General features: G+C 57.3%; 30 protein-coding genes. 22 read left to right on the forward strand and 8 right to left on the reverse strand.

Annotated features, from left to right (window positions below):
• Window positions 1-65 precede the first annotated feature (65 nt).
• Complete coding sequence (locus tag IEX36_RS01990; protein WP_229668640.1) at window positions 66-620, forward strand: DUF2059 domain-containing protein; 555 nt, start codon at window positions 66-68, stop codon at window positions 618-620.
• A gap of 511 nt (window positions 621-1,131) precedes the next feature.
• Here IEX36_RS01990 and IEX36_RS01995 read toward each other — a convergent pair.
• Together IEX36_RS01995 and IEX36_RS02000 are read right to left on the reverse strand one after the other, a co-directional pair.
• On the reverse strand, window positions 1,132-1,488 hold the full coding sequence (locus IEX36_RS01995) for a hypothetical protein (RefSeq protein ID WP_188757673.1): 357 nt from the start codon (window positions 1,486-1,488) through the stop codon (window positions 1,132-1,134).
• 108 nt (window positions 1,489-1,596) lie between these two features.
• A complete protein-coding gene (locus IEX36_RS02000; RefSeq protein WP_188757674.1) occupies window positions 1,597-1,758 on the reverse strand; it encodes a hypothetical protein in 162 nt (53 codons plus the stop codon).
• Window positions 1,759-1,993: 235 nt separating this feature from the next.
• Here IEX36_RS02000 and gpmI point away from each other — a divergent pair, with 235 nt between their 5' ends.
• Window positions 1,994-3,604, forward strand: a complete 1,611-nt coding sequence (gpmI, locus tag IEX36_RS02005; protein WP_188757675.1) for a 2,3-bisphosphoglycerate-independent phosphoglycerate mutase — start codon at window positions 1,994-1,996, stop codon at window positions 3,602-3,604.
• Window positions 3,605-3,618: 14 nt separating this feature from the next.
• Here gpmI and recR read toward each other — a convergent pair whose 3' ends face one another.
• The 4 genes from recR to IEX36_RS02025 all read right to left on the reverse strand — a co-directional run bounded on the left by recR (window position 3,619) and on the right by IEX36_RS02025 (window position 7,014).
• Window positions 3,619-4,197 carry a recombination mediator RecR gene (recR, locus tag IEX36_RS02010; protein ID WP_188759751.1) on the reverse strand — a complete coding sequence of 193 codons (579 nt, stop codon included), beginning with the start codon at window positions 4,195-4,197 and terminating at the stop codon, window positions 3,619-3,621.
• 25 nt (window positions 4,198-4,222) lie between these two features.
• Window positions 4,223-4,555: a YbaB/EbfC family nucleoid-associated protein gene (locus tag IEX36_RS02015; protein ID WP_188757676.1), complete on the reverse strand. Its 333-nt coding sequence runs from the start codon at window positions 4,553-4,555 to the stop codon at window positions 4,223-4,225.
• Window positions 4,556-4,575: 20 nt separating this feature from the next.
• Window positions 4,576-6,480: a DNA polymerase III subunit gamma/tau gene (dnaX, locus tag IEX36_RS02020; RefSeq protein ID WP_188757677.1), complete on the reverse strand. Its 1,905-nt coding sequence runs from the start codon at window positions 6,478-6,480 to the stop codon at window positions 4,576-4,578.
• A gap of 69 nt (window positions 6,481-6,549) precedes the next feature.
• Complete coding sequence (locus IEX36_RS02025) at window positions 6,550-7,014, reverse strand: SET domain-containing protein (RefSeq protein WP_188757678.1); 465 nt, start codon at window positions 7,012-7,014, stop codon at window positions 6,550-6,552.
• 129 nt (window positions 7,015-7,143) lie between these two features.
• Here IEX36_RS02025 and IEX36_RS02030 point away from each other — a divergent pair, with 129 nt between their 5' ends.
• Window positions 7,144-7,887, forward strand: a complete 744-nt coding sequence (locus IEX36_RS02030; protein WP_188757679.1) for a tetratricopeptide repeat protein — start codon at window positions 7,144-7,146, stop codon at window positions 7,885-7,887.
• A gap of 51 nt (window positions 7,888-7,938) precedes the next feature.
• Window positions 7,939-8,466, forward strand: a complete 528-nt coding sequence (locus IEX36_RS02035) for a DinB family protein (RefSeq protein ID WP_188757680.1) — start codon at window positions 7,939-7,941, stop codon at window positions 8,464-8,466.
• 21 nt (window positions 8,467-8,487) lie between these two features.
• Here the strand turns inward: IEX36_RS02035 and IEX36_RS02040 are convergent, their stop codons facing one another.
• Window positions 8,488-8,946 (reverse strand): hypothetical protein, encoded by a 459-nt coding sequence (locus IEX36_RS02040; RefSeq protein ID WP_188757681.1) that lies wholly within the window; start codon window positions 8,944-8,946, stop codon window positions 8,488-8,490.
• Window positions 8,947-9,104: 158 nt separating this feature from the next.
• Between IEX36_RS02040 and IEX36_RS02045 the strand changes: the two genes are divergently transcribed.
• The 7 genes from IEX36_RS02045 to IEX36_RS02075 all read left to right on the forward strand — a co-directional run bounded on the left by IEX36_RS02045 (window position 9,105) and on the right by IEX36_RS02075 (window position 15,728).
• Window positions 9,105-10,313: a tetratricopeptide repeat protein gene (locus IEX36_RS02045; protein ID WP_188757682.1), complete on the forward strand. Its 1,209-nt coding sequence runs from the start codon at window positions 9,105-9,107 to the stop codon at window positions 10,311-10,313.
• Between the two features lie 117 nt (window positions 10,314-10,430).
• Entirely contained in the window at window positions 10,431-10,742 is a 312-nt protein-coding gene (locus tag IEX36_RS17600) for a PspC domain-containing protein (protein WP_188757683.1), read from the forward strand.
• Window positions 10,743-10,780: 38 nt separating this feature from the next.
• Window positions 10,781-12,067 (forward strand): diaminopimelate decarboxylase, encoded by a 1,287-nt coding sequence (gene lysA, locus IEX36_RS02055; RefSeq protein WP_263364973.1) that lies wholly within the window; start codon window positions 10,781-10,783, stop codon window positions 12,065-12,067.
• Between the two features lie 93 nt (window positions 12,068-12,160).
• Entirely contained in the window at window positions 12,161-12,907 is a 747-nt protein-coding gene (locus IEX36_RS02060; protein WP_188757685.1) for a YebC/PmpR family DNA-binding transcriptional regulator, read from the forward strand.
• Window positions 12,908-13,026: 119 nt separating this feature from the next.
• Entirely contained in the window at window positions 13,027-13,734 is a 708-nt protein-coding gene (locus tag IEX36_RS02065) for an acyloxyacyl hydrolase (protein WP_229668641.1), read from the forward strand.
• Complete coding sequence (gene ftcD / locus IEX36_RS02070; protein ID WP_188757686.1) at window positions 13,731-14,687, forward strand: glutamate formimidoyltransferase; 957 nt, start codon at window positions 13,731-13,733, stop codon at window positions 14,685-14,687. Before IEX36_RS02065 ends, ftcD begins: the two co-directional genes overlap by 4 nt.
• A gap of 78 nt (window positions 14,688-14,765) precedes the next feature.
• Window positions 14,766-15,728 (forward strand): hypothetical protein, encoded by a 963-nt coding sequence (locus tag IEX36_RS02075; protein ID WP_188757687.1) that lies wholly within the window; start codon window positions 14,766-14,768, stop codon window positions 15,726-15,728.
• A gap of 70 nt (window positions 15,729-15,798) precedes the next feature.
• On the opposite strand, the gene IEX36_RS02080 is transcribed toward IEX36_RS02075, so the two are convergent.
• Window positions 15,799-16,188: a response regulator gene (locus tag IEX36_RS02080; RefSeq protein WP_188757688.1), complete on the reverse strand. Its 390-nt coding sequence runs from the start codon at window positions 16,186-16,188 to the stop codon at window positions 15,799-15,801.
• Between the two features lie 159 nt (window positions 16,189-16,347).
• Here IEX36_RS02080 and IEX36_RS02085 point away from each other — a divergent pair, with 159 nt between their 5' ends.
• The 11 genes from IEX36_RS02085 to IEX36_RS02135 all read left to right on the forward strand — a co-directional run bounded on the left by IEX36_RS02085 (window position 16,348) and on the right by IEX36_RS02135 (window position 24,759).
• Window positions 16,348-17,103 (forward strand): flagellar hook-basal body protein, encoded by a 756-nt coding sequence (locus IEX36_RS02085; RefSeq protein WP_188757689.1) that lies wholly within the window; start codon window positions 16,348-16,350, stop codon window positions 17,101-17,103.
• Window positions 17,104-17,131: 28 nt separating this feature from the next.
• Window positions 17,132-17,920 carry a flagellar basal-body rod protein FlgG gene (flgG, locus tag IEX36_RS02090; RefSeq protein ID WP_188757690.1) on the forward strand — a complete coding sequence of 263 codons (789 nt, stop codon included), beginning with the start codon at window positions 17,132-17,134 and terminating at the stop codon, window positions 17,918-17,920.
• 9 nt (window positions 17,921-17,929) lie between these two features.
• Window positions 17,930-18,469: a flagella basal body P-ring formation protein FlgA gene (locus tag IEX36_RS02095; protein WP_188757691.1), complete on the forward strand. Its 540-nt coding sequence runs from the start codon at window positions 17,930-17,932 to the stop codon at window positions 18,467-18,469.
• Window positions 18,466-19,296 (forward strand): flagellar basal body L-ring protein FlgH, encoded by an 831-nt coding sequence (locus IEX36_RS02100; RefSeq protein ID WP_229668642.1) that lies wholly within the window; start codon window positions 18,466-18,468, stop codon window positions 19,294-19,296. Before IEX36_RS02095 ends, IEX36_RS02100 begins: the two co-directional genes overlap by 4 nt.
• Window positions 19,297-19,371: 75 nt before the next feature.
• Entirely contained in the window at window positions 19,372-20,457 is a 1,086-nt protein-coding gene (locus IEX36_RS02105; RefSeq protein WP_229668643.1) for a flagellar basal body P-ring protein FlgI, read from the forward strand.
• Window positions 20,454-20,765, forward strand: coding sequence for a hypothetical protein (locus tag IEX36_RS02110; protein WP_188757692.1), 312 nt, complete (start codon window positions 20,454-20,456; stop codon window positions 20,763-20,765). The genes IEX36_RS02105 and IEX36_RS02110 overlap by 4 nt, the downstream gene beginning before the upstream one ends.
• A 55-nt stretch (window positions 20,766-20,820) precedes the next feature.
• Window positions 20,821-21,117 carry a flagellar biosynthesis anti-sigma factor FlgM gene (gene flgM, locus IEX36_RS02115; RefSeq protein WP_188757693.1) on the forward strand — a complete coding sequence of 99 codons (297 nt, stop codon included), beginning with the start codon at window positions 20,821-20,823 and terminating at the stop codon, window positions 21,115-21,117.
• A 2-nt stretch (window positions 21,118-21,119) separates the two neighbouring features.
• Window positions 21,120-21,380: a hypothetical protein gene (locus IEX36_RS02120; protein ID WP_188757694.1), complete on the forward strand. Its 261-nt coding sequence runs from the start codon at window positions 21,120-21,122 to the stop codon at window positions 21,378-21,380.
• Window positions 21,368-22,771 carry a flagellar hook-associated protein FlgK gene (gene flgK, locus IEX36_RS02125; RefSeq protein ID WP_188757695.1) on the forward strand — a complete coding sequence of 468 codons (1,404 nt, stop codon included), beginning with the start codon at window positions 21,368-21,370 and terminating at the stop codon, window positions 22,769-22,771. Before IEX36_RS02120 ends, flgK begins: the two co-directional genes overlap by 13 nt.
• Before the next feature lie 45 nt (window positions 22,772-22,816).
• The gene (locus tag IEX36_RS02130; protein WP_229668644.1) at window positions 22,817-23,716 is read left to right on the forward strand and encodes a flagellin N-terminal helical domain-containing protein; all 900 of its coding nucleotides are present in this window, start codon (window positions 22,817-22,819) and stop codon (window positions 23,714-23,716) included.
• Between the two features lie 323 nt (window positions 23,717-24,039).
• Window positions 24,040-24,759 carry an SDR family NAD(P)-dependent oxidoreductase gene (locus tag IEX36_RS02135; RefSeq protein ID WP_188757696.1) on the forward strand — a complete coding sequence of 240 codons (720 nt, stop codon included), beginning with the start codon at window positions 24,040-24,042 and terminating at the stop codon, window positions 24,757-24,759.

Raw genomic sequence — 24,759 nt, forward strand, 5'->3', positions numbered from 1 at the left:
TCATCTTCAAGACAGACTTCCCCATACGCCCCACTCAGCGTACCCTCACCTCTGAGGCCACCCACATGACGACCAAACTTCTGCTCGCCTGCACCCTCCTCTGCGCAACGCTCCACGCGCAAACCCAGCAAACCCAGCCAGCGCCCACCACCCCTGCCCATCCCGCCACCGTCGAGCAGATCCACCAGTACTACGCCATCACCCACTCCATCGAGACAGCCCACAAAGTCATGGACCAGATGGTCACAGCCATGCAGTCCACCGCCCCCTCCTACCTTCCCCAGAATTTCTGGGACGACCTCCGCCAATCGATCAACGCCGTCGATCTCGAAGGCGCCTTCATCCCTGCCTATCAAAAATACTTCTCCGAAGAAGACATGAACGCCGTGCTCGGCTTCTACAAATCCCCGGCCGGCCAGCACATGCTCGAAGCCCAGCCGCTCATCAGCTCCTACGCCCAGCAGGAGCTGCGCGAGATCGGCCAGAAGATCGGCCAGGAGGTCTACCTCCGCCACAAAGACGAGATCGAAGCCGCCCGCAACAAGTACGAGGAGAGCCAGCACCCCGAAGCCACACCAGACACCACCCCGGCTCCAACCCCACCTACGCAAAAACAGTGAGCCTTAGGGGGTCCACGCTAGACGCATGGCGCAAATCATTAGCTTACAGATGAAGTGTCATCCTGAGCGAAGCGACCATAGGGAGCGGAGTCGAAGGACCCCGCGAACGCTTCGGTTGCTCATATCCTCGAACCCCTTCGGCCACGTTATTTCCTCAAAACAGGGCCAAAGGCCCGTCTCATACCAGCCTGGGGCAAAGCCCCAGGTTCGAGACACCCGAAGAATCAGAGGGCTGAAGGCCCGACTTATAGTTCTCGACATTAAGCCAGTAAATTAAATCAATACATTGATAAACCGCATCTAACGCATAGATATAAATAATCTTGAACCTGCACCCTCTTGACAGCCCCGCTATAATGAACCTATAGACATCCAAAAGACCCGGCCCGCGCCGGGTCTTCGCATTTAACCCAGAAGGCCTGCCCGGTACACCCGGCGCAGGCCCTTTCTTTTGAAGACTTTCGTACCCAAGTACGGGGAGGGGTAACCCATGCCAGAAGCCGCCATCCAGTCAGCCGAGAAACCAACCCGCTACCAGTGCCGCCACATCTTCACCGACGGTCACCGCTGCGGCAGCCCCAGCCTCCGCAACGAGGAGTTCTGCTACTACCACCACACCTCCCGCCGAGCCTTCGAGCAGGCGCAGGAGGGCCGCGACCGCTTCGTCACCTTCGACGTCCCCCGCCTCGAAGACCGCCGCTCCGTCCTCGTCGCCATCGAAGAGGTCCTCCAGCGCCTCGCCGCCTGCGCCATCGACAACCGTCGCGCCGGCCTCATCCTCTACGGCCTCCAGACCGCCGTGCTTGCCCTCGCGAAGACCGAAGATCCCGCACGCGACGCCGCCCCGGTCGAAGAGGTCATCCACCATCCGAAGCTGGGTACCGTAGCCCGCCGAGCCGTAGTCACAGCCGAAGGAGAAATTGAGCCAGTACTTGAAGAAGAAGACCTAAATGAATGTGATCAAACACTAAAAGCGTCAGAGCCAGCAAAGCCAACCGGCGTCGCCGCCATGTCGCAGGAAGAGATCGCAAAGCTCTACGAACAGCACACCGCCAAACTCATCAACCGCAAACCCACACCGCAGCCAGCCATCCTCGCCTCCATCAAGGCAACTCACTCTGCTTCGGAAAGCTGTCATTCAAAACCTATTCCTTCCATCTGTCATTCTGAGCGCAGCGAAGAACCATCTGCCTCGGAAAGCTGTCATTCTGAGCGCAGCGAAGAACCCCGGTATTTTGCTGATAGCGCCACAACCGCTCGGGTGCCCCATCCATCGCGGCCACATCGCGATGGGTGGGAAAGCACAAAGCCCACCCAGCACGATTTAGCGCCAACGCACACCCCCACGCACTCTTGTTATCCTGACCATAATCATGTCGAAAAAACCAATCGTCCTCACCATCCTCGACGGATGGGGTTATCGCGCCGAAACCAACGGCAACGCCATCGCCCTGGCCCGCAAACCCACCTACGACAAGCTGTTGACCGAGTACCCGAACACCCTGCTCCGCGCCAGCGAGCACTTCGTCGGCCTGCCCGACGGCCAGATGGGCAACTCCGAGGTCGGTCACCTCAACCTCGGCGCAGGCCGCATCGTCCGCATGGACATGACCCGCATCGACTCCGCGATTGAAGACGGCAGCCTCTTCGACGACCCCACGCTGGTCCGCGCTTACGAGCTAGCCGCGCACGAAGGCCGCGCCCTGCACCTCATCGGCCTCGTCTCCGACGGCGGAGTCCACTCGCACCAGCGCCATCTCTACGCGCTGCTGCGCATGGCCGCCCAGCGCAAGCTCACCCACGTCTACGTCCACGCCTTCATGGACGGACGCGACACCATGCCCACTAGCGGCGTCGGCTACCTCCAGGAGCTGCACCGCAAGTTCCACGAGTACGGCGTCGGCGTCATCGCCAGCGTCAGCGGCCGCTACTACGCCATGGACCGCGACCTGCGCTGGGAAAAAGAGCGTCAGGCATTTGACGCCATGGTCACAGGCCATCCCGAAGGCGGACTCTACGGCAGCCCCGTCGAGCGTCTCCGCGAGCTCTACAACAACGGCATCACCGACGAGTTCGTCCCGCCCTTCACCTGCATCAACCCAACCGATGGCAAACCAGTCGGCCTCATCCGCGACCGCGACGTCGTGATTAATTTCAACTATCGCGCCGACCGAGCCCGCCAGATCACCCGCGTCCTCGGACGCAACTCCGGCTTCGCGCCCGACGCAGGACAGCATCTGCCCAAAGCCGCTGAGCTGGACGAAATGATCCCGCGCAATCTCGTCCCGCGCGACCTGCACTACGTAGCGATGACGCAGTACGACAAGACATTCACTGTCCCGGTCGTCATCCCACCCGAGAGCATGGACAACCTGCTCGCCAACCTCATGGCGCAGGCCAACCTCCGCAACCTCCGCGTAGCCGAGACGGAAAAGTACGCGCACGTCACCTACTTCTTCAACGGCGGAATCGAAAAACCCTTCGCCGGCGAAGACCGCGTCCTCGTCCCCTCGCAGAAGGTCGCAACCTACGACCTCGCGCCGGAGATGTCCGCCGCAGGCATCGGCGACGCAGTCGTCAAGGCCATTGGAGACACGGCGTTCGACGTGATCATCGTCAACTTCGCCAACGCCGACATGGTCGGCCACTCCGGCAAACTGGAGCCAACGATCAAGGGAGTCGAAACCATCGACACGCAGCTCGCGCGCATCTACCAGGCGATCAAGCAGCGCGGAGGCTCACTACTCGTCACCGCCGACCACGGCAACGCCGAGATGCTCATCGATCCGGCAACCGGCGGCCCGCACACCGCGCACACGACAAACCCGGTCCCGTTCATCCTGATCACCGAAGACGGCAAAAAAGTAAGCCTGCGCGAAGGCGGAAGCCTGCGCGACATTTCGCCCACAGTCCTCGACCTGCTCAACCTCGGCCAACCGAAGGACATGACCGGAGGCAACCTCCGCATCGAGCAGACCCGCTAAGGGTTTGCTCGATGCTAAAACTCGCGACGCCCTTCCATCGCCCGCGTCATCGTCACCTCATCGGCATACTCTATGTCGCTGCCGGCGGGAACACCAGTCGCAATGCGCGTGACCTTCAGCGCAGGCTTTGTCTTACGCAGTTCAAGAGCAAGATAGCCCGCAGTAGCTTCGCCCTCAGTCGTCGGCGAAGTCGCCAGAATCACCTCATCGACCGCAGCCAGCCGCGTGAACAGATTGGCCATCCGCAACTGCTCCGGCCCAACTCCGCCGATAGGCGAGAGCGTTCCGTGCAGCACATGGTAGACGCCGTTGTAGCCGCGCGTCTTTTCGATGGTAGCGATGTTCGTCGGTTCCTCGACCACGCAAACTACGCGCTGATCGCGCACCGCGCTGGTGCAGAACGTGCATGGATCAACATCGGTGATGTTGTTGCAGACCGAGCAAAGCCGCAGATGCAGCTTCAGCTCACGGATCGCTGTAGCAAGAGCCTCGGCGTCTTCCGCAGGTGAGCGCAGGATGTGAAACGCCAGCCGCTGCGCGCTCCTGGTGCCTACACCAGGCAGCTTGCGCAGCTCGTCGATCAGCCGCGTCATCGGTCCCGCAAAACGGTCCGCCACGTTAGGTCAACCCCGGCAGGTCCGGCAATCCGAGTCCGCCCATCATCCCGGACAAGCTGGACTTAACCGTCTCATCGACACGCCGCCCGGCCTCATTCACTGCGGCTGCAATTAAATCCTCGAGCAGTTCAAGGTCGCTGCCCGCGCTGCCAATCGCACTCGGCTCGATGCGCAGACGCAGCACCTCTTTTTTACCGTTCATCCGCACGGTCACAACGCCTCCGCCAGTCGAAGCCTCGACGACCGTCTCGGCAAGCTTGCGCTCCATCTGCTCCTGCATCTGCTTTGCCTGCCCGAGCACATCTTTCATCTTTGCAAGATCGGAAAAATTCATTCGTCCCTCACGCTAAAAAATTAATCATCATCGCGCAGATCGATCACGGTACGAATCTCAGCCTGAAACAACGATTGCGCCTGCTGCACCACCGGATGTTCGAGCGCCTTCGCCTGAACGCTTCCCGTCTTCGCTGCACGCTGCTTCTTCGGAGCCGAAGCGCTCGCCGTTCCCGGAAGCAGAACCAGCTTCAACGCGCCAGCTCCAGCATCGCGCAGCGCTGCACGCACAATCTTCTCCGCCTCCGCATTGACGACCATCGAGAGCATCGCCTTCGAGACCTCAGTCTGCACGCGGATCTCGCCGTTCTCAACGGCCCACTCCGCATCGTTGAGCGCATCAGCCGCAGTGTCCTGACTCTTCGCCTTCGAGAGTGCCTCAACCGCAGCCTTCTGCAAAGCATCAGCCGAAGCCGCTTCGGAAGCGGATGTCGCAGGAGCCGAAGATGCGCTCTCGCTTGCAGCCACAACAGGTTCAGTAACAGCAGAAGCAGAAATCGCAGGTGCTGCGACAGAAGCAGAAGCAGGAACCTCAACAGGCTTCGGAACCTGAGGAACAGAAGCCGCAATCGGCGCAGGAGCAGCTGCAGCAGGAGTTTCGTCGAACCGCTTCCTGCTCTGCTCGAACGGCGAGAACGCAGGCTTCGCCGAAACTACAGGAGCAGTAGCAACGCTCGCTTCCACCGCGCGAGTCGTAGTCACACTCTTCGCAGGAGCAGCCTGCGAAACTGAACTCGGTCGAGCCGCAGGACTTCCGCCAACAGGGAACTGACTCAGTATTTCCTCGACTGGAAGCAGACGACGCAAATGCACGAGCTTGAGCAGTCCAAGCTCGAAGTGGAATCGCTGCTCCTGTCTGTAACCAAGTTCGTCGAACGTCCTAAGCATCACCTGGAGAAAGCGCGTCAGCTCTTCCTCGGTGAACAGCGCAGCCGAACGCAACGCACGCCGCTGCTCGTCCGCCGATATCTGAAGCAGCTCAGCCGCCGCACCATCACCAGCGATCTTAGCGATGAGGCAGTTGCGCAGATAGCGCACGCACTGGCGAGCCAGTTGTGCTGGCGAGTTTCCAGCATCGAGCAGTCCGTTCGCCACGGTAATGACTTCAGCGCTGCGGTTGCCATCAACAGCTTCGAGGATTCGCTCGAAGACAGCATTCGGCACCGTTCCCATCAGCTCGCGTATCTGCGAAGCATCGAGCCGCGGTTTGCCGTCCTCCAGCGGTGCGCTCGCAATCGCCTGGTCCATGATGGACAGCGCATCGCGCATCGAGCCATCGCCCGCTTCGGCGAGCAGGCTCAGCGCCGCATCATCGGCGATCACGCCTTCCTTCTCGGCGATGCCGCGCAGCTCGCTCAGAATGTCGGCGAGTTTGACGGCATGAAAGCTGAAGTGCTGGCAGCGCGAGCGCACCGTCTGCGGAATGTCTTCCGGCTGCGTCGTCGCCATCATAAAGACGATGTGCTCGGGCGGTTCTTCGAGCGTCTTGAGCAGCGCATTGAAGGCCGCATCGGTGATCTGGTGCGCCTCGTCGAGGATATAGATCTTGTACTTATCGCGAGCTGGTCTGTAACGAGCCGCATCACGCAGTTCGCGTATCTCGTCGATGCCGCGATTGGTCGCCGCGTCGATCTCAATGACGTCGACTGCGTTACCAGCACGAATCTCGGTGCAGCTCTCGCAGACCTCGCACGGCTCAGGCGTTGGTCGCAGCTCAGAGCCGATGGCGTTGCGGCAGTTGAGAGCCATCGCGAGGATGCGCGCGATGGTCGTCTTGCCGATACCACGATGGCCGCTGAAGATGTATCCGTGCGCGATCCTGTTCTGGCGCAGGGCATTCATCAACGTGACCGTGACGTGGTCCTGCCCCGCAACGTCCGCGAAGCGTTGAGGCCGGTATTTACGTGCGAGAACCTGATATGCCATAAAAAAGAAGTCGACCAAGACACTACGAAGAATATCGACCGAGACTCTATTGTATCGTTCGCGCGAGGGTCAGTTTTTCCCTACCGCGCGGGCGCGCCGTGTCTCACGGCGCCTGCGCCGCACGACCTCTTCTTCGCTGAACATGGTGCCCCGGCAGGCGAAAGCGCCGCAGTAGCAATCGGCGTCGGAGTCGTCGCTGTCGTGCAGGTTGTACTCGTAGGTCAGCTCTTCTCCGGCGGCGATGTCGCGCAGGGCCACGATGTAGATATGACCGCGAATGTCAGTGGTTTCGCAGTTCGGATCACAGGAGTGGTTGATGAACATCGCTGTGCCGAAGCCGTCGATGATGATGCCATCATCTCCGCAACTGAACAGGTAGGTGATGTCGCGGTCTTTATAGCGAGCATCGGCCTCGGCCTTGGTGAAGCGCGGGCCACCGTACTCGATGACACGTTCTCCCTTTTTGAACGGGCGTGTGGTGTAGCAGCCGGCGGCATGGATCGAAGAGGAGCGAATAATGAGACCTTCGGGCACGGAAACAGTCCATCCAGATGTGCGGAGTGAGTAAAGTAGCTTCGAGCGAGAAGCTCCCTCAACGACAATCTATAACAAAGTGAGGACTTCCGCCGTCCAACACCTCAGTTGGATAATAGAAAGACGATGATGTGGCGAGGGACAACCCGTCTTCTGCTGGCTGTGGGGACGCTTTCGGCAGCGTGCTGGGCGCAGAGTGCTCCAGCGGCAAAGCCCTCGGACGCGCCTTGTTCCGCAACAAAGCCTGCATCTGGTCAGGACAGTAATCAAAGCAGCCAGGGCAATACCCAGACGAAGCCTTGCGGTGCATCAACCAGCACGGCGCCAAAGTCTGTTGCGGATCAGTTCCCGTTTCCCGGAGAAGACAGCCAGCCTAAGGCACCTGCTGCGAATGCTCCTGCGCCGAATGCCTCTCATCCTTCGGCTGCGTCGGAGCATCCGTTTCCTGGTGAACCTCCTGCAGCGGACTCGGGTTCGAGTAGTTCAATCCCAGACTCTGGTGGTTCGAGCAGTTCCAGCAGCGATGATGATAATTACGATCCCAGTGCTCCACTTCCCTCAACATTGAAGAAGCCGCAACCAGCTCCGAAAATGCAGACTCCGGATCAACGTGTTGATGAAGATCTCCGGGTCTCGAAGTTCTACATGGACAATGACAATCTTGCGGGAGCGTATTTAAGGGCGAAGGATGCAGTGAAGACTGAGCCGGACTATTCGGAGACGCACTTTGTGCTTGCTCAGGTGCTCACGAAGATGAAGAAGAAGGATGAGGCTATCGCTGAGTACCAGGCATACCTCAAGATGGACCCGAATGGGGATCGTGCGAAGATGGTGAAGACGGCGCTGGCCGATCTCGACCACAGTAAAAAATAGGCAAAATTTGTTTAGGTCAGTGCGCAGGCAGTGTAACGTTGTCATGTTGCTATGAACGAGCTTGGAGAACTGAACCACGCGATTGCCTTTTCGCTGCGCGGACTCGATGCGGCGCAGACCCAGTTTCGTCCCTTGAAGCGTAAGAATCGCTGGAGCATTCAGCAGATTGTAGAGCACCTGCTGCTGACCTACTCGTCTACGGAGGAGATGATTGCAACACGGTTAGCGAAGGGACGACCGACCCGGAAGAAGCCTGGTCTGATGCAACACATCAGCCAGTACACTGTGATTCGATTGGGATATTTCCCTCGCGGACGCAAAGCCCCAACGCTGGTTATGCCTCCAGCAGAGGTTGCTGCGCCGCTTTCAGGCGAAGAACTATCACACCGTGTTCGGGAGCAACTATTGCATCTGCATGAGCTCTGCAACGACGCGGAAAAAGCCTTTGGCGAGAAGCAATGTGCAAGCCATCATGTGCTTGGTCCTCTGAGTGCTGCTCAGTGGCGGCGCTTCCATCTGATTCATGGTGAACACCATGCACGTCAGATACTTGCCATTCGTAAAGAGCATGGAATGTAGCAATCCGAATGTGTAGAGAAGTTATAGGTCGTCGATGACTTCAATTGAGTCGACGTCAATGGGAGTTGCTGCAGGCTCGTCAATCAGGTCTTCTGCGACCCGAAGGAAGCGACGCAGGTAGCGGAGTGGTTCTTCGGCAGAAGCCATCTCTTTGAGGTGATAGAGCCAGACATCTTCGCGCGTGCGGCGGCGAGTATAGCCTTTGCGCACAACGGTGCCTATGGAGCCGTCACGCATTCTGCGCTGGAAAGATTGCGTCGGGACTTGGAACACCATATCTTCGCCGGGCTTCCAAAAGGCCTGCGCAAACTCGTGCGAAAAGACAAGCGAGTAATAACGTCTTTCTCCTGCGAGAAGCGCGGCTGCTTGCACGGCACCGGGCCAGGCCAAGCCCAGCTTGCCCGTGTACCATTTGCGGAATTCAAACCCGTTCGTGCGGGCCTGTCCTATGAGAAGCTGAAGCAGTTCAAGCCGTGTCATCTTCGTTCCGCTTGGATGATCCGGGGAGTGCATGACTCGCCGGTCGAGCCAGTATAGTCTACGTTGAAGGACGGGGAGCCAAGGCAACGAGCGATTCAAGGTTAAGCTACGGGATGGAAACTCGGAAACGGTCTGCTTACGGCTGGAAAGATGCTGGAATGCTGCTTGCGGTTGTGCTGGCGCTGGCCTTGTCTTCTGGGCTGAAGGCGCACGCTGCTGATTACGACGTTGCTGCCCATACGGACCCGATCAACCTGACGCCAGAGGTGCGTGCGGCTGAGGGGCGCTTCTATGACATGGACTACGATGGCGCGCTGCGCCAGTTTGAGGCCATCATGAAAGCGCATCCGAACGATCCGATGGCCATCGATTATGTGCAGAAGACGCTAATTATCCGCGAGTTGTACCGTCAGGACCTGATGGATACTACGTATTACGCGCACGATAGCTTTCTGACTTCGAAGCGCAGGGTGGACATTCCGCAGGCGACCAGGGACCGCATCGAGGCGCTGACCGATCAGGCGATTGCTCTTTGCGATAGTGAGATTAAAGCGAACCCAACGGACAAGAACGCATATTTTGCGCGAGGGTATGCGCGTGGCATGCATGCCGTTCTCATCACGTTGGCGGATCATAGTTTTGTTGCTGCGGCGCGGCAAGGTCTGGCTTCGCGCAATGACAGCGAACAGGCGCTTAAGATTGATCCAAACTATGCCGATGCGAAGATGGCGATTGGCATTCAGGAGTTTGCCGTGGCGAGTCTGCCTCGATTTCTGCGGTTTATGGTGGGGATTGCAGGGATTGGCGGCAACAAGCAGCGCGGGCTAGAACTGCTGCGAGAGGCGGCCGCGGATGGGGTGGTGACGCCTGTGGAGGCAAAGACGGCGCTAGCCTTGTTTTTGCGGCATGACTCCAAGTATTCGGAGGCGATCCAGGTGGAGCGGGAGCTCGTTGCTGAGTATCCCCACAACTACCTGTTTCACCTCGAGTTGGCGAATCTGACCAAGGACATTGGCAATGGTCCGGCAGCGATTGCGCTCTACAAGGTAGTCATTGCGAATGGGCATAGGTCGGGGTATTTTGTTGAGCCGCGGTTACATATGGCGTACTTTGGCCTCGCGGACACGGAACGCGGTCAAAACCAGCTTCAGGAGGCGGCTCAGGACTACCTGAATGCGGCGGCGCAGCCTGGTTGTACGGAATGGATTCGCAGGCGGGCGCAGTTGAACGCAGGTGAGGTTCTAGACCTGCTGCATGATAGGGCGGCGGCAGTGCGGCAGTATGAGCTGGCTTCGGCAGGTGGAGAAGACCAGTCGCAGGCCGATGCAGCACGGCGCTATCTGAAGACGCCGTATACAGGCAAGTGAGGGGGCGGGTTGGATGATGTGACGCTTCTTGGTAGGGAACCGAACGCAAGAGCTGCCCGTAATATAGCAGTGGAATGGCTGCCTGGTATGGCAGAATAGATTGTCGGAGCAAGAGATATGTACTGTAGCCGTTGTGGAAAGCAATTGGATCCAAGTTCCCGATTCTGTTCCGCATGCGGATCGACGGTGAACGTTGCCGGGGCAGTACCCGGGGCGCAGCCTCAATCACAGATGGTAAGGCCACGTGAGAACCGCATGATTGCTGGTGTATGTGCCGCATTTGCCATGCACTATGGCTGGGACCTGAACCTGGTTCGCATTATTACGGCGGTGATTATCATTTTGACCGGAGTGGGCGCACTTGCATACATCGCCGCTTGGGTCATTATCCCTGAGGCTCCATACGGTGTACCGGTGAAGAGCGCCTGAGTGCTCTGAAAAATCTGAAGAAAGTCTCGCACAAGACATTGCCTCAAAAGCCAGCTTCTCAAGAGTTTGACGCACGACCCTTTCACTACCGGAAGGGCGATCTATACTGCGGCGGCGTTCCAATGGCCTCGCTTGCTGAAGCGCACGGTACGCCACTGTATGTTTATTCGGGCGAGCAGATTGATGAGCGATTTGGCCTGTTTCAAGCAGCGTTCCACGACCGGCCGCATACTGTCTGCTATGCCGTGAAGGCGAATTCGTCGCTTGCGATTATGCGGCGGCTGGCGAAGCTGGGCGCAGGGTTCGACATTGTCTCAGGCGGCGAGCTGGAGCGCGTCCGCAAGGCCAGCAGGGCTGCCTTGAAGCGGGTGGTTTTCTCCGGCGTAGGCAAGCAGGTGTGGGAGATCGACGCCGCGCTCGATGCGGAGATTCTGCTGTTCAATGTGGAGTCGGTGTCGGAGCTTGAGCTTTTGGCTGAGCGTGCAAAGGCGCTTGGGAAGAGGGCCCGGTTTGCCTTGCGGGTGAACCCGGATGTGTTTGCCGAGACGCATCCGTATATCTCGACTGGGTTGAGCGAGCACAAGTTTGGCATCGACATCAAACAGGCGCGGGCGATCTATAAACGTGCGGCGCGGCTGAAGTGGCTGGATGCTGCCGGTGTGAGTGTCCATATTGGTTCGCAGATTCGCAAGGTGGATCCGTTTGCGGCCGCGCTGGAGAGGGTGACGGCGCTGATTGCGGAGCTTCGACGTGACGGGCATGACATTCGCTATGTGGATGCGGGCGGCGGTCTCGGCATTGATTACGGTGCGGGGGAGTTTGATCCGGCGCATCAAGTAGAGAAATATGCTACTGCCCTGGAGAAGGGATTGGGCGGTGAGACGGCACATCTGCTGCTGGAGCCGGGACGGTTCATTGTGGCGCAGGCCGGCGCGTTGGTGACGCGCGTGCTCTATGTAAAGAAGAACGGGGCGAAGACGTTTGTGATTACGGACGCAGCGATGAATGACCTGATTCGACCTTCGCTCTATCATGCGCACCATGAGATCGTTCCGCTGAAGCAGGCACGCGGTGTTTCAGTAAAAGTCGACGTTGTAGGGCCTGTGTGTGAGTCAGGCGACTTCTTTGCTCGCGATAGAGAATTGGTGCGCGTGAAACCGGGAGACTTAGTGGCTTTGCTCGATGCCGGCGCGTACGGGATGAGCCTTGCATCGAACTACAACACACGGCCAAGGCCCGCCGAAGTAATGGTGGAGGGTGCTGAGTCGCGGCTCATTCGGCGCAGGGAGAGCCTGCGCGAGATGCTGGCTGGAGAGCAGGCCTGACGCGCATTCGGGGCCGCGAACATGCTAAACTTCCGAAGGCGGGCGGCTTTTGGAGCCTGATGGACCCGCTCGAAACCAAGACAGAGGTAGCGCATGTCCGGCCATTCAAAATGGGCCACAATCAAGCACAAGAAGGGTGCGCTTGACGCCAAACGTGGCAAGATCTTTACCCGCCTGATTAAGGAAATTACCGTTGCGGCAAAGGCCGGCGGCGGCGATGCGGATGGCAATCCCCGCCTGCGCACGGCAATTGCGGCGGCAAAGGCGGAGAACATGCCCGCCGACAACATCAAGCGCGCGATCCAGCGCGGCACCGGCGAACTGGAAGGTGTCTCGTACGAAGAGATTACCTACGAGGGTTATGGACCGGGCGGGGTAGCGATCATCGTCGAAGTGCTGACCGACAACAAGAACCGCGCGGTGAGCGAGATACGTCATGCGTTTAGCAAGAACGGTGGCAATCTAGGCGCCGAAGGCGCGGTAGCCTGGATGTTCACCAAGAAGGGTGTTATTTCTGTCGCCAAGTCTGCGGCCAGCGAAGACAAGCTGACGGAGATTGTGCTGGACGCCGGCGCCGAAGACCTGAGCGACCAAGGCGAAAGCTGGGAGGTCGTGACCGATCCCAAGGACTTTGAAGCCGTGACTGAGGCGCTGAAGAAGGCGAAGGTCGAGCCTGAGACCGCTGAGGTGACGAAGATTGCTTCGACTTATACGAAGCTCGAAGGCGCGCAGGCGAACGCGATGATACGGCTGCTGGAGACGCTCGAAGATTTGGATGACACGCAAAATGTCTACTCCAACTTCGACTTCGACGAAGCGGCGGTCGCTAACGCTGGTTGATTGGATTCCAACGGTGTACCGGAGGCCGCCGTTGAACGGCGGCCTTTCTTCTGCGGACCACAAACCTTAAACCGGAGAGTTGCTGAGTGACGAAAAAAGCGAGAGGGATTACCAGGGTCGTGGGAGTTACGGTTTTGCTGGTTTCCGGCCAGTTTGTGATGTCTCAGTCGCCTGCCGCAGGTGAAACACAGACACCGTTTCATACTGTTGGCGGACACCTTCCTCTTGAGGTGGGCGCGCTGGTGCAAAGCGGCTTCGGAGTCACGGAAGACCGCAACAGCTTCAAATTCTTGATGACCGGTGTGCAGGCAGGTAAGGTGCTTACTGGGAATTACGGTCCTGGAGCTTTGCGCGGCAACTTTGAATATGCTGTGCAGGTCTTTCCATTCTGGCAGTCGTATACGCCGAAGTTTCAACGGGAAACTTGTGCCGTAACCGCATACCTGTCATGCAGCGCACCTTACACGGTCGGTGGGACATTCACGGGTATCTCGATTACTCCGATTTTGCTGCGCTGGAATTTTGTCAGCACAGAGAAGCTATCTCCCTGGTTGCAGGGCGGAGGTGGGATGATCTGGACGAATCATAAATATCCCGCGTTCGGTGGCCCGCCGTACAACCCCACCAATGACGGAGTGAACTCGGACACGAGCGTGTGGAACTTTACTCCGCAGTTCGGCGTGGGGGCGCATTACTTTTTGAGCCCGCGCAGGTCCATTGATTTTGGAGCCAACGCGGTGCACATATCGAGCGCTTCAATCGGCGATAAGAATCCGGGTGTGAATGCGAGCGTACAGTTCACGATTGGATATACGTGGTGGAAATGAAGAACGACGCGATCATCGAGTGTGTTCCAAATTTTTCCGAAGGGCAAGATGTAGCTAAGGTGCGTCAGATTGTGGCCGCGATGCAGGCAGACGAGGTGCGCCTGTTGGACTGGTCGTTGGACGCAGCGCACAATCGCTCGGTTGTAACGATTGCCGGCCCTGCGGCAGCGGTAGTCGAGTCGGCTGTGCGCGGAGCAGGGAAGGCTGCCGAGTTGATTGACCTTACCGGTCAGAGCGGTGTGCACCCAAGGATTGGAGCAGCCGACGTGGTGCCCTTCATCCCAGTTAGTGGAGCTTCGCTGGCAGATTGTGCGGTGCTAGCCCGGCAGGCAGGGCTGCAAATCTGGAGGCGCTTTGGCGTGCCGGTGTACTTTTACGGTGCTGCGGCAGCACGGCCGGATCGCGTACAGCTTGAAGATGTCAGACGAGGCCAGTTTGAGGGACTGCGCGAGTCGGTCCGCAAAGACTCGGCGCGGCGGCCTGATATCGGTGGCCCGGAACTGCATGATACGGCAGGAGCGAGCGCGGTGGGTGCACGCAGCTTTTTGATTGCGTACAACGTACATTTGCAGCAACCTGACATCTCGGCCGCCCGAGCGATTGCACGCGATATACGGGCGTCAAATGGGGGATTGCACGGGGTTAAAGCGATTGGAGTGTTGGCAAACGGCCGGGCACAGGTGAGCATGAATATCACGGATTTTCGCGTGACACCGATGCGCCAAGTCCATGCCACCGTGAGCCATCTGGCCCAACGGTATGGGGTTTTGACTGAAGATGCAGAGTTAATCGGCCTGATTCCGCAGGAGGCCTATGAGCCGGATTCGGAGTGGGTGCGTCAAATAACTGACTTCGACCCGGAGAGCAAAGTGCTGGAGCGAAGGCTGAACTCCCCGATTGCCTGGCCTAACACAGAAGTGGCAGGTCTGGACTCAACATGGCCACCCCGTTGATGCTTGCTAGCGAGTCAAACTTCACGAAACAATAGTAGTGTGCGCTCGCTGCGCATCAGGAATAGAAGGTACCGAACTATGACCGGAAGAAAAACGATATTTTTAGCGATGGCCCTTGTGATGCTTGGCCTCAGCGCAGCTCCAGCACGAGCGCGCGCCGCGGAGCTTTCGAGCGATGCCAAGGCCGCGATCCCGCGCGACGTGCAGCAGTTAATCGTAGTGGATTACCGCGCCATGCAGAACTCGACTGCAGCAATGGACCTGAAGGACAAGGTACTGCCGCCGGAGTTGAAGCGACTGGAGACCGCGCTAAAGACTTCCGGTCTGAAAGTAGATCAGGATGCAGACGTGCTTGCGTTCGCTGCGTTCAATGATCCAGAGGCGCACGGGACACGGATTGTTGGTATAGCGCAGGGACAGTTCCAGACGGGAGCCATTCTGGCGCACTTCGCCAAAAACAAAATTAAGCCGACGATGCTGCGCAACAACAGCATTTATCCGATGGGATCAAATGGAATGAGCGTCGTCTTCCTGAACCAGACGACGATGGTCTTTGGCGATCATTCAGCTATTAAAGCCGCGTTGGACGCGCGCGATGGGATGGTGCCAAACTTTCTCGATAACAGTGACATGGTGAACGAGATGATCGGCGTGCAACAAAAGGCAGTCTGGAGCCTGCTGGACCAGAAGGGGACGCAGACGATGATGCGCAGTGTTTTGGGTGACGCGGCGCAACTTGCTGACTACGACACAGTGCGAAACCGTATGAAGAGCTCACAGTACACGATGGACTTTTCAAACGGTGTAAAGTTCGATATGGCGGTGGTGACGTCAGATGCGTTAACTGCTGCAACGGCTGCGACGCTGATGAAGGGGCTTGTACTAGTGCGCAAGACGTCGGGTTCGCCGTTGGAGAAGACTGCGCTTGACCAGACGACGATCGACTCTACTGGTGGAACTTTGACGGTGGATTACTCCTCGTCAGACAGCCAGTTTGCAAGTCTACTGTCCTCGCCGTTGTTTCAGTCTGTTGTCCGATAGTTAGTCAAAGTCATACAGCACAAGAACAGCCCTTCTTCGGTTCGCGAAGAAGGGCTGAATTTCTTGCATATCAGGCCGCGCGGATGAGCGGCAGGACTCGTGCCTTGACCTGTTCCGCCGTGAAGGGCTTGCAGATGTAGCCCTGTGCGCCCGCCGCTATGGCGCGCAAGACGAAAGGCTCGCTGCCCTCGGTCGTAATCATGACGACAGGCACGCCCTGGGCGAGGTTTTCCCTCTTCTTCTGTTCGAGAAACTGAAGCCCGTCCATGACGGGCATATTGATATCGCTCAGTATTAGGGAGAGGGGGGTGGTGGTCCCGCTTTCGTTGCGAAGAGCCTCAAGGGCTTCTTCCCCATTGGAAGCCTGAAGGACCTCGGAAACTTCGAGTCCGGCTTGATGCAACGCCCGCTCGATCACCTTTCTCATGACTGCCGAATCATCAATAATCAAAGCTCGCAAAACCCAGCCCTCCCGGTAGGTGCATCTAGTCTGTGGTTTGTATCGGCAGGAAAGAGTGCAGCATGAGCGCTGATTGCACTTGTTCCTGCACAAACTCCCTTAGCAACTTCTAACGCATTCTGTTGCGGGTTCGGCACGAGAAATGCACAAGTCTGGTGCATGGACAGCGGAATGTATGCGGCATATACGGGTTTGTTGGCGCGCACGCAGGCGTTGGACACGGCGGCCAACAATCTCTCCAATGCCGGTACGAGCGGGTTTCGCGCACAGCGAGATTATTTTCGAGGCGTGCTAGCTGGCGGCATTGACGAGTCGCCTATGACTGCTTCGCAGGTAGGGCAAGCTGTGAACGGTTTTGGTGTACTCGGTGGCGATCGGCTTGACTTCGGACAAGGGCAGCTAGAAACGACAGGCAATCCACTCGACATGGCATTGCAGGGTAGTGGGTTCTTCGCAATTCAGACAACGAATGGAGTGCGCTACACGCGCGATGGCTCATTTACACGCTCGTCGATGGGCGTTTTGGAGACGAGCATTGGCGAGCCTGTGCTTGATGCGAATATGCAGCCTATTACGGTTCCGACTGGATCGATTCATGTGAGCGCGGATGGGACCATCTCTGTTTCAACTTCAGGTGGCAGCGCAATCGCGGGACAAGTGGGTATTTTCGATTTCTCCGATGAGAATGTGCTGACTGCTGAAGGCACGAACACTTTCAATGCGAATGGGGTGAAGCCCATCGCGGGAGCCGCGACGGTGCAACAGGGGGCGCTTGAGAACTCAAACGAAGACACCATTCACGGAACGATGCAGATGGTGCTGGTGCAGCGTCAGTTCGAGATGATGCGACGCGCATTGAGTGTATTCAACAACGATTTTGACAAGACGGCGACAGAGGATCTGCCGCGCGTTTGAAGGTTTGTGAGGCAAGGGAGGAGCAACGATGATTCGTGCGTTATATACGGCGGCCAGCGGCATGAGCGCGCAGCAGGCCAATCTGGACACGGTGGCGAACAATCTCGCCAACTCGGGCACGGCGGGCTTTCGCGCACGTCAGATGCAGTTTGAGGACATGATCTACCAGAATTTGGTGACTCCTGGAGCGGCCGATAGCCAGCAAACGATGTCTGCCGGATTGCAGATAGGTCTTGGCACTAAATCAACTTCCAGCGAGATGATTATGACGCAGGGAACGCTGAATCAGACTGGCAACCAGTATGATCTGGCGATCCAGGGCGGAGGTTTTTTTCAGGTCTCGAAACCTGACGGCACGATCGAGTACACGCGTGCCGGCAACTTCACGCGCAACAACCAAGGCACGATCGTCACCGAAGACGGCGATACTGTACTGCCTGCGATCACAGTCCCGCAGAATGCAACGAGCGTAACGATCTCACAGTACGGTGTGGTGACGGCCACGATCCCAGGGCAGACGAATCCTGCTCAGTTGGGAACGATTCAACTGGCGACATTTCCGAATCCCGAAGGGCTCGAGTCGGTTGGCAGCAATCTCTTTCAGCAGTCTGCCGCGTCGGGCAATCCGATCACGGATACGCCCGGTGGAAATAGCGGCATGGGTACGCTTCAGCAGGGCTACGTCGAGAACTCGAATGTCGATGTCGTAGGCGAGTTCGTGCAGATGATCCTCGCGCAGCGCGCCTACGAGAGCAACTCCAAAGTCGTGCATGTGGCCGACGACATGTATTCGCAGATTAACAACCTGGTGCAGTAGGAGCTTGTGATGCGTAAGATGACCTGGCCATGGTGGACAATGCTCTTCTGGTTTGCGGCTTGGGTACTTGCTGTACTCATCGCAACCGTAGCACAAGCGCAGTGCCTGCCAACACCAGCGGCGGCCGCAGCTTCCGTGGACCTTGCATCTTTTCCTACACGAGCGAAGAACGGATATCGTGTTGCATCAATAAATCAGGACCACGCTCTACACAAGCGATGGGTCATGATTGTCAGTTGTGACCATCCTGATTGGCCCGCGATCGAAATGCCTCTTCAGACGATCCAGAAACAGCGCTCGGACCCGCGTGAGTTAGCGTTGCTGCTATTGCAGACGGGCCCATCAATTATCCGCGCAGGTGATGCTGTAGAGCTGTGGAACGAGCAGGGAAATTTAAGGCTTGAAGTCGCAGCCATCTCGGAGCAAAACGGAAAGCTCGGTGAAGTCGTGCGCGTCCGTTTGATGCAAAGGCAGACACTTGGAGCGCAGAACGAAAAAGAGTTTCGCGGTGTAGTGCTTGGGCCGCGTGATGTGGAGATGCAGCCATGACGAGAGCAACGAATTTCGATCCGGAAGACATGCTCGATGGTAATGAGCAACGAAATTTTGTCCGTCCGATTGCATATGCTCGGGTTGAGTGCGCGGGTGTCTGGCAGTTTGCGTTATGCATTGTGTTTGTCCTGATGCTGTTGGTGGCCGCGGCGTCACTTCATGCGCAGGTATTTGGAAAAGGTAAAAAGGACGTTACAGTCAAACCGAATGTCGCATCGGAATCGCTCGATGCGTATGTAGCGCGAGTGCGCGCAGAGAATTCAAATGTGCAGACAACGCCAGGGTCCATCTGGACGGACTCGGGTCGACTGACGCGTATGAGCACCGATGTGCGTGCGATGCGGCCGCATGATCTGATCTCTGTCGTGGTAATGGAGAACCTGGCCGCTTCGACCGATGGGACGGTGAAGAATTCGCGTTCTTCCAGTGCCAACTCGCAGGTTGCGTCGTTGCTTGGCAATCTCCACGCGGGTAATGCACTGCAGAATCTAGTCAATCAATCTTCCTCGGATGCTCTCAACGCCCAGGGGACCACTCAAACCAATTCGAGTCTCAGCACTGTCTTTGGTGGGCAAGTTGTGGATGTATTGCCGAATGGAATGCTGGTGATAGAGGCGGCGCGGCAAGTTACGTTCAGCCAGCAGACGCAGACAATTGTGCTGCGCGGTTTGGTCCGCCCTGAAGATATCTCGCAGCAAAATCAGATACTCTCGACGGCGATTTCAAGCCTGGAGCTAGAGGTGCGAGGTAAGGGGATCATCTCGGATTACACGCATAGACCAAATGTGCTGGTCAGATTGCTGCAACAGTTGTTGATTTTTTAGCAGGTGAGCATGCAGAGAAAAATATATGCACGCAGGTCAGATGTTGGGTTGCTTTGTTTGATGGGAATGTTGGCGATGGCGATTGCATTACCAGCGTTTGCAGTGGACACGGCGATTCCGATGCATAGAATGGCGCGCATTAAAGATGTTGCGTCGATTGAGGGGATTCGCGATAACCAGTTGGTCGGTTATGGAATTGTCGTAGGCCTCAACGGAACTGGCGACAGCCAGCAAACGACATTTCCTGCGCAGACACTTGCTGCGACGCTACTGCGCATGGGAGTGAGTGTGCCGGCGACTTCTATCAGAGTTCAGAATCTGGCGGCGGTATTCGTCGAGGCAACGCTTCCTCCGTTTGCACAACCAGGAACGAAGATTGATATAACGGTCTCTTCGGCTGGCGACGCGCGAAGTCTTGAAGGCGGTCTGCTCTTGATGACTCCTCTTTATGGTGCGGACGGCAAAATATATGCTCAGGCGCAAGGCCCGCTCGTTGTTGGAGGGTATTCCGTCAGCATGAATGGGAACGTGAAGCAGGTAAACCAGCCGAACACGGCGCGCGTGCCTTTCGGCGGAATGGTGGAGCGCGGCGTTCCGCTTAATATTGAAGGGCAGACGCACTTTTCGTTTCTCCTCAATGATGCGGATTTCCGTAGTGCGGAGGCGATGGCGCAGGCGATCAATCATCAACTGGGGCGCGATGCTGCGCACGCGCTCGATAGCAGGCGCGTAGACCTTGCAGTGAAGCCTGGAGAAGATATTCCAGAACTTTTGGCTGAAGTGGAGTCGATTGAGGTCCCGGTGTTTCCTCGCGCGAAGGTGGTAGTGAATGAGCGTACGGGAACGGTGGTGATTGGAGGAACTGTTGTCTTGCAACCTGTGTCGATTTTGCATGGTGGATTGGAGGTTAACGTGGTGAGCGACTTTGAAGTCTCGCAACCATCCCCGTTCTCTTCTACTGGTACGACCCAGGTAGTGCAGCAGACACGCATCAATGCCAGGGACAAGCCAGTGAATCGCATCGAATTGAAGCAAGGCGCTACCGTGGACGATCTGGTGCGAAGCCTGCAAACGATTGGAGCAACTGCACGTGATGTCATTTCAATCCTTCAGGCGATGAAGGCAGCAGGCGCTCTGGAAGCGGAGATTGAGGTGCTATGACGATTTCTCCAGTGATGACGAATCCATCTGTAACCAGCGCAGACCGAGCGAAACAGGCGAAGTTGGTTGATGCTGCGCAGCAGTTCGAGGCGACGATGATGCAGGAACTGTTGAAGCCCTTCAGCAATAGTCAGGACAGTTGGGGTATCGACGCGCAGGACAGCGATGCTGGTGCGGACACGATGAGCAGCTTTGGCACTGAAGCGATGGCAAAGGCCATTGCCAAGAATGGTGGCCTTGGCATCGCAAGACAGGTAATTCAACAGGTTACGCAGGAAAATCAGCGCATCGATGAAAAGAAACCTTGAGAGTACTAAAGTTTGCCAATCTCGTGCCGATACTCTGAAGTAGTGGAGGACTCGGATGAGTGTGACAAACGGGATTGGCAATCTGCAGCAAACTACTGGTACATCCGCAACTGAGGCTGCGGCGCATGTCTCTGGCAGTGCGGTGAAGGCAAAGGGCACTGCCGAGACTCGGTCTGAACAGACCGATCATGCTGAGTTGAGTACCGCAGGAAGTTTGATCTCGAAAGCTTTGGGTGGCTCTGACGTTCGGATGGGCAAGGTGCAGGCGTTGCAGCAGGCGATTGCTTCAGGTAGCTATCAGGTGTCATCTTCCGATGTTGCGGACAAGCTTGTTGATTCCATGATGGAGTAGTGATGCAGATGGAACAGAATGTTACGGAGATTCTCGACGAAGCGATTCGCGCGCTGGCAGTTCTTGACCTGAACAGATTGAAAGAGCTAGAAGTGCGTGTTGACTCAATGGCGACCGCGGGAACGTTGCGTCAGTTTTCGGACCGCAGGAAGGTTGCTGAAAAGCAGCGGTTGCTGAGGATGCTTCTCGAAAATTGCAAGTCGAACCTGGATACGCTTCACCGCCTCCATGTTAAGAATACGAGGGAACAATGGGCTCACTAACCTCTTTAATGGATATCGCCCAGCAATCTCTGATTGCGGACCAGAACGCGCTGAATATTACCTCAAACAATGTGGCTAACCAAAATACTCCGGGCTACACGCGCGAAGTGGTTTCCTGGCAGCCAGATGATGCGGTGACGCTGAATGGCCAGACGTTTTATGAGGGCATTACGTCGTCCGCAGTCTCGCAGCGCGACCGTGTGTTGGATCAGCGTGTGCAACAACAGACGCAGGTGCAGGCGCAGAGTCAGGCGCTCGATGGTGCGTTGCAGCAGGTGGAGAACATATTTGGGCTCAGCTCATCGTCAACCTCGGCAGGTACAACCGCTCTGGGAACGGCGATAGATTCCTTTTTCAACTCGTTCTCATCGCTTGCTGCCAACCCGACGGATACGGCGACCCGGCAGAGCGTGTTGGACGCAGCAAACACACTGGCATCGAACTTTAATTCAGCTTCCAACCAGATATCACAGATTGCGACCGGGTTGAGCCAACAGGTTAGTGGAATCGTCGGTCAGGTCAATTCGTTGACTGCGGCGATTGCCTCGCTCAACCAGCAGATTGGCAGTGTCAGCCCGAATAGCGATGCTGGCTCACTCGAAGACCAAAGGCAACAGGCGATCAATCAGCTCTCGCAGTTGGTAGGACTGGATCAAATCTCAACTGAAAGCAACGGCATTACCCTGACGACCAGTAACGGCGCGGTGTTGGTAGATGGAGGAAAATCATTTGCACTCGGAACTACCGATGCTGCAGGTGCAACCGATGTAGTATCAAGCGCGACAGGTGCCGACATCACCGCGGGGCTGACTGGCGGGCAACTTGGCGGTGTGTTGGAGGCGCGTGACCAGCAGATTCCGGCTTACCAGTCTTCTCTCGACAATCTTGCCTATGCAATCGGAACGCAGGTGAACAGCCAGAATGTGCTCGGCCTAGATGAGAATGGCGTTGCCGGCGCGGCTTTGTTTACGCTGTCAGCGACCGCAACGGGAGCAGCCTCGGCGATTGCCGTTTCGACGACCGATCCCTCGAAGATTGCTGCGGCAGCTTCGACCGAGGGCGCAGCCGGCAATAGTAATGCGCAGGCGTTGGCTGATCTTGCGAGCGCTACGCTCGTAGGCGGCTCGACTGCGGATGGTTTTTACTCCGGACTGCTGGGGCAGATCGGTAACGATGCTTCGGCGGCGACGACGGACAACTCTGCACAGCAGGCGACTTTGACTCAGCTCACCACGCAACGGGATTCGCTCTCTGGAGTGTCTCTCGATGAGGAGGCCGCAAACCTGACAACGTATCAGCGATCGTACGAGGCGGCAGCGAAGGTATTCACGATTGTGGACCAGGTTATGGCAGATGCGCTGAATCTGGGTGAGCAGACGACGGTGAGCTAGTGATGTGCAGTAGCGGATACGTTTGCGAAGTTTGAGAGTAGGAGTATGGCATTGAGAGTCGATCCCTTTTACGTGAACAATTTGGCGGCTGCGGTGGACCAGTCGAGCAGCGTGGAGGCGACACTGACGAACGAGCTGTCGAGCGGGCTGCGGGTGTCGTCGCTGGAGGATGATCCGGTTGCGGCGGCGCAGAGTGAGTTGCTGAGCAGTGCGATCTCGAAGGACGATACCTACGTGCAGTCGGCTACCAACGAGACGGCCAGGATGCAGGTGACGGATACGACGCTGGGCGATGTTGTAACGCAATTGACCTCGGCGGTGTCTCTGGCGATTGAGGGGAACAATGGGACGATGAATGCGGCTAACCAGAGTTCGGTTGCCGAGCAACTCTCGGGCATCCGGGATGAGGTGGTTTCGCTGGCGAATACGAGCTACATGGGGCAGTACCTCTTCAGTGGGAGTAAGGCGGTTGAGCCGTTTACGGTGGACTCTTCGACCACGCCGGCGACGGTGACGTACAACGGCGACACGGCGCTCCAGTATGTGGAGGCTCCGGGTGGTCAGAAGATCCAGGTGAATCTGCCGGGGTCGAGTGTCTTCGGCGGGGCGACCGGGGCGCTGACGGTGCTGAACCAGTTGATTGCGGACATGGCCGGTGGGGCGGGGGCGACGACCCTCTCGAATGACACGACGGCGCTGAGGAATGCGCTGACGCAGGTGACGAGTCAGCGGAGTGTGCTGGATGGGTCACTGAGTATGGTGCAGCAGACGAGTACCTACACCCAGACGCAGGTGGCGCAGTTGACGGCGCAGCAGGGGAGTCTGGTGGCGGCGGACCCGGCGCAGGTGGCGACGGCGCTCTCGTCGTCGGAGACCCAGCACCAGGCGCTGCTAAGTGTGATGAGTGCGCTCAACAAGACGGACTTGTTCGACCTTCTACAGTAAGGGGTACCCCCCTCCCATACTTTTGTGGGTAAAGTCTTGATTCTGCGGGATTTTGTTGTAAAGTATTCATTTTATTGGAGTTGCAATGAGAAAAGCCCCCGTTTATGGGGGCTTTCTTTTGCTCCTATTTCTATTGTAGTTGGTGGAGATAGGAAAACCGCCAAATTCGAGATGGAAAATGTCGTTTGTTTTGTGGTGGTTGGAAGAAATATTTCATGGAGGGGGCTTGACAGGGTTTTTGGGGAGATCATGCGCCATCGGTTGATGACTGTTCGGACGTAAGCTTGTGTGGTTGGAGAAATAAATTGAGTGGAGGAGCGAGGATGTCCTGGAACTTTAAGGATCAGAGGGTGCTGGTTGCGGGTGGGACGGGTGGATTGGGCCGGGCGGTGAGTCTGGCGTTTCTTGGTGAAGGGGCCAGGGTGTTTGTCACGTATCGGTCGGATGCGGAGTTTGCCGCTTTGAAGAAGGATGCCGGGGCTTCGGCTGGTTTGCTTCAGGGGTATCGGGTGGATGTGACGGACGAGGCGGCGGTGCAGGCTATGGTTGAGAAGATCGTTGCGGGCCATGGGGGTGTTGATGCGCTGGTCAACACGGTTGGCGGGTATGCGGCGGGCTCGCCTTTGTGGGAGACGGAGCCGGAGGTGTTGGAGAAGATGCTGACGCTCAATTTGCGTGTGGGGCATTTGCTGGCGCGGGCGGTTGTTCCGGTGATGCTTGGGCAAAAGAGTGGGGCGATTGTGAATGTTGCTGCGCGGGCGGCGGTCGATCATGCGGCGGGAGCGTTTGCTTATGCTGCGTCGAAGGCGGCGGCGGTTGCGATGATGGATTCGCTGGCGGCGGATTTGAAGGGGACGGGGGTGCGGGTGAATTCGGTGTTGCCGAGCATTATCGATACTGAGGTGAACCGCAAGGCCATGCCTCAGGCTGATTTTGCAAAGTGGCCGAAGCCGGAGGAGATTGCCAGCGTCATTTTGTTTCTTTGCAGTCGTGAGGGAAGGGTTGTCGATGGGGCGGCTGTGCCGGTTTATGGTGGGCAGTAG

This window comes from Edaphobacter acidisoli, assembly GCF_014642855.1.
Lineage (GTDB): Bacteria > Acidobacteriota > Terriglobia > Terriglobales > Acidobacteriaceae > Edaphobacter > Edaphobacter acidisoli.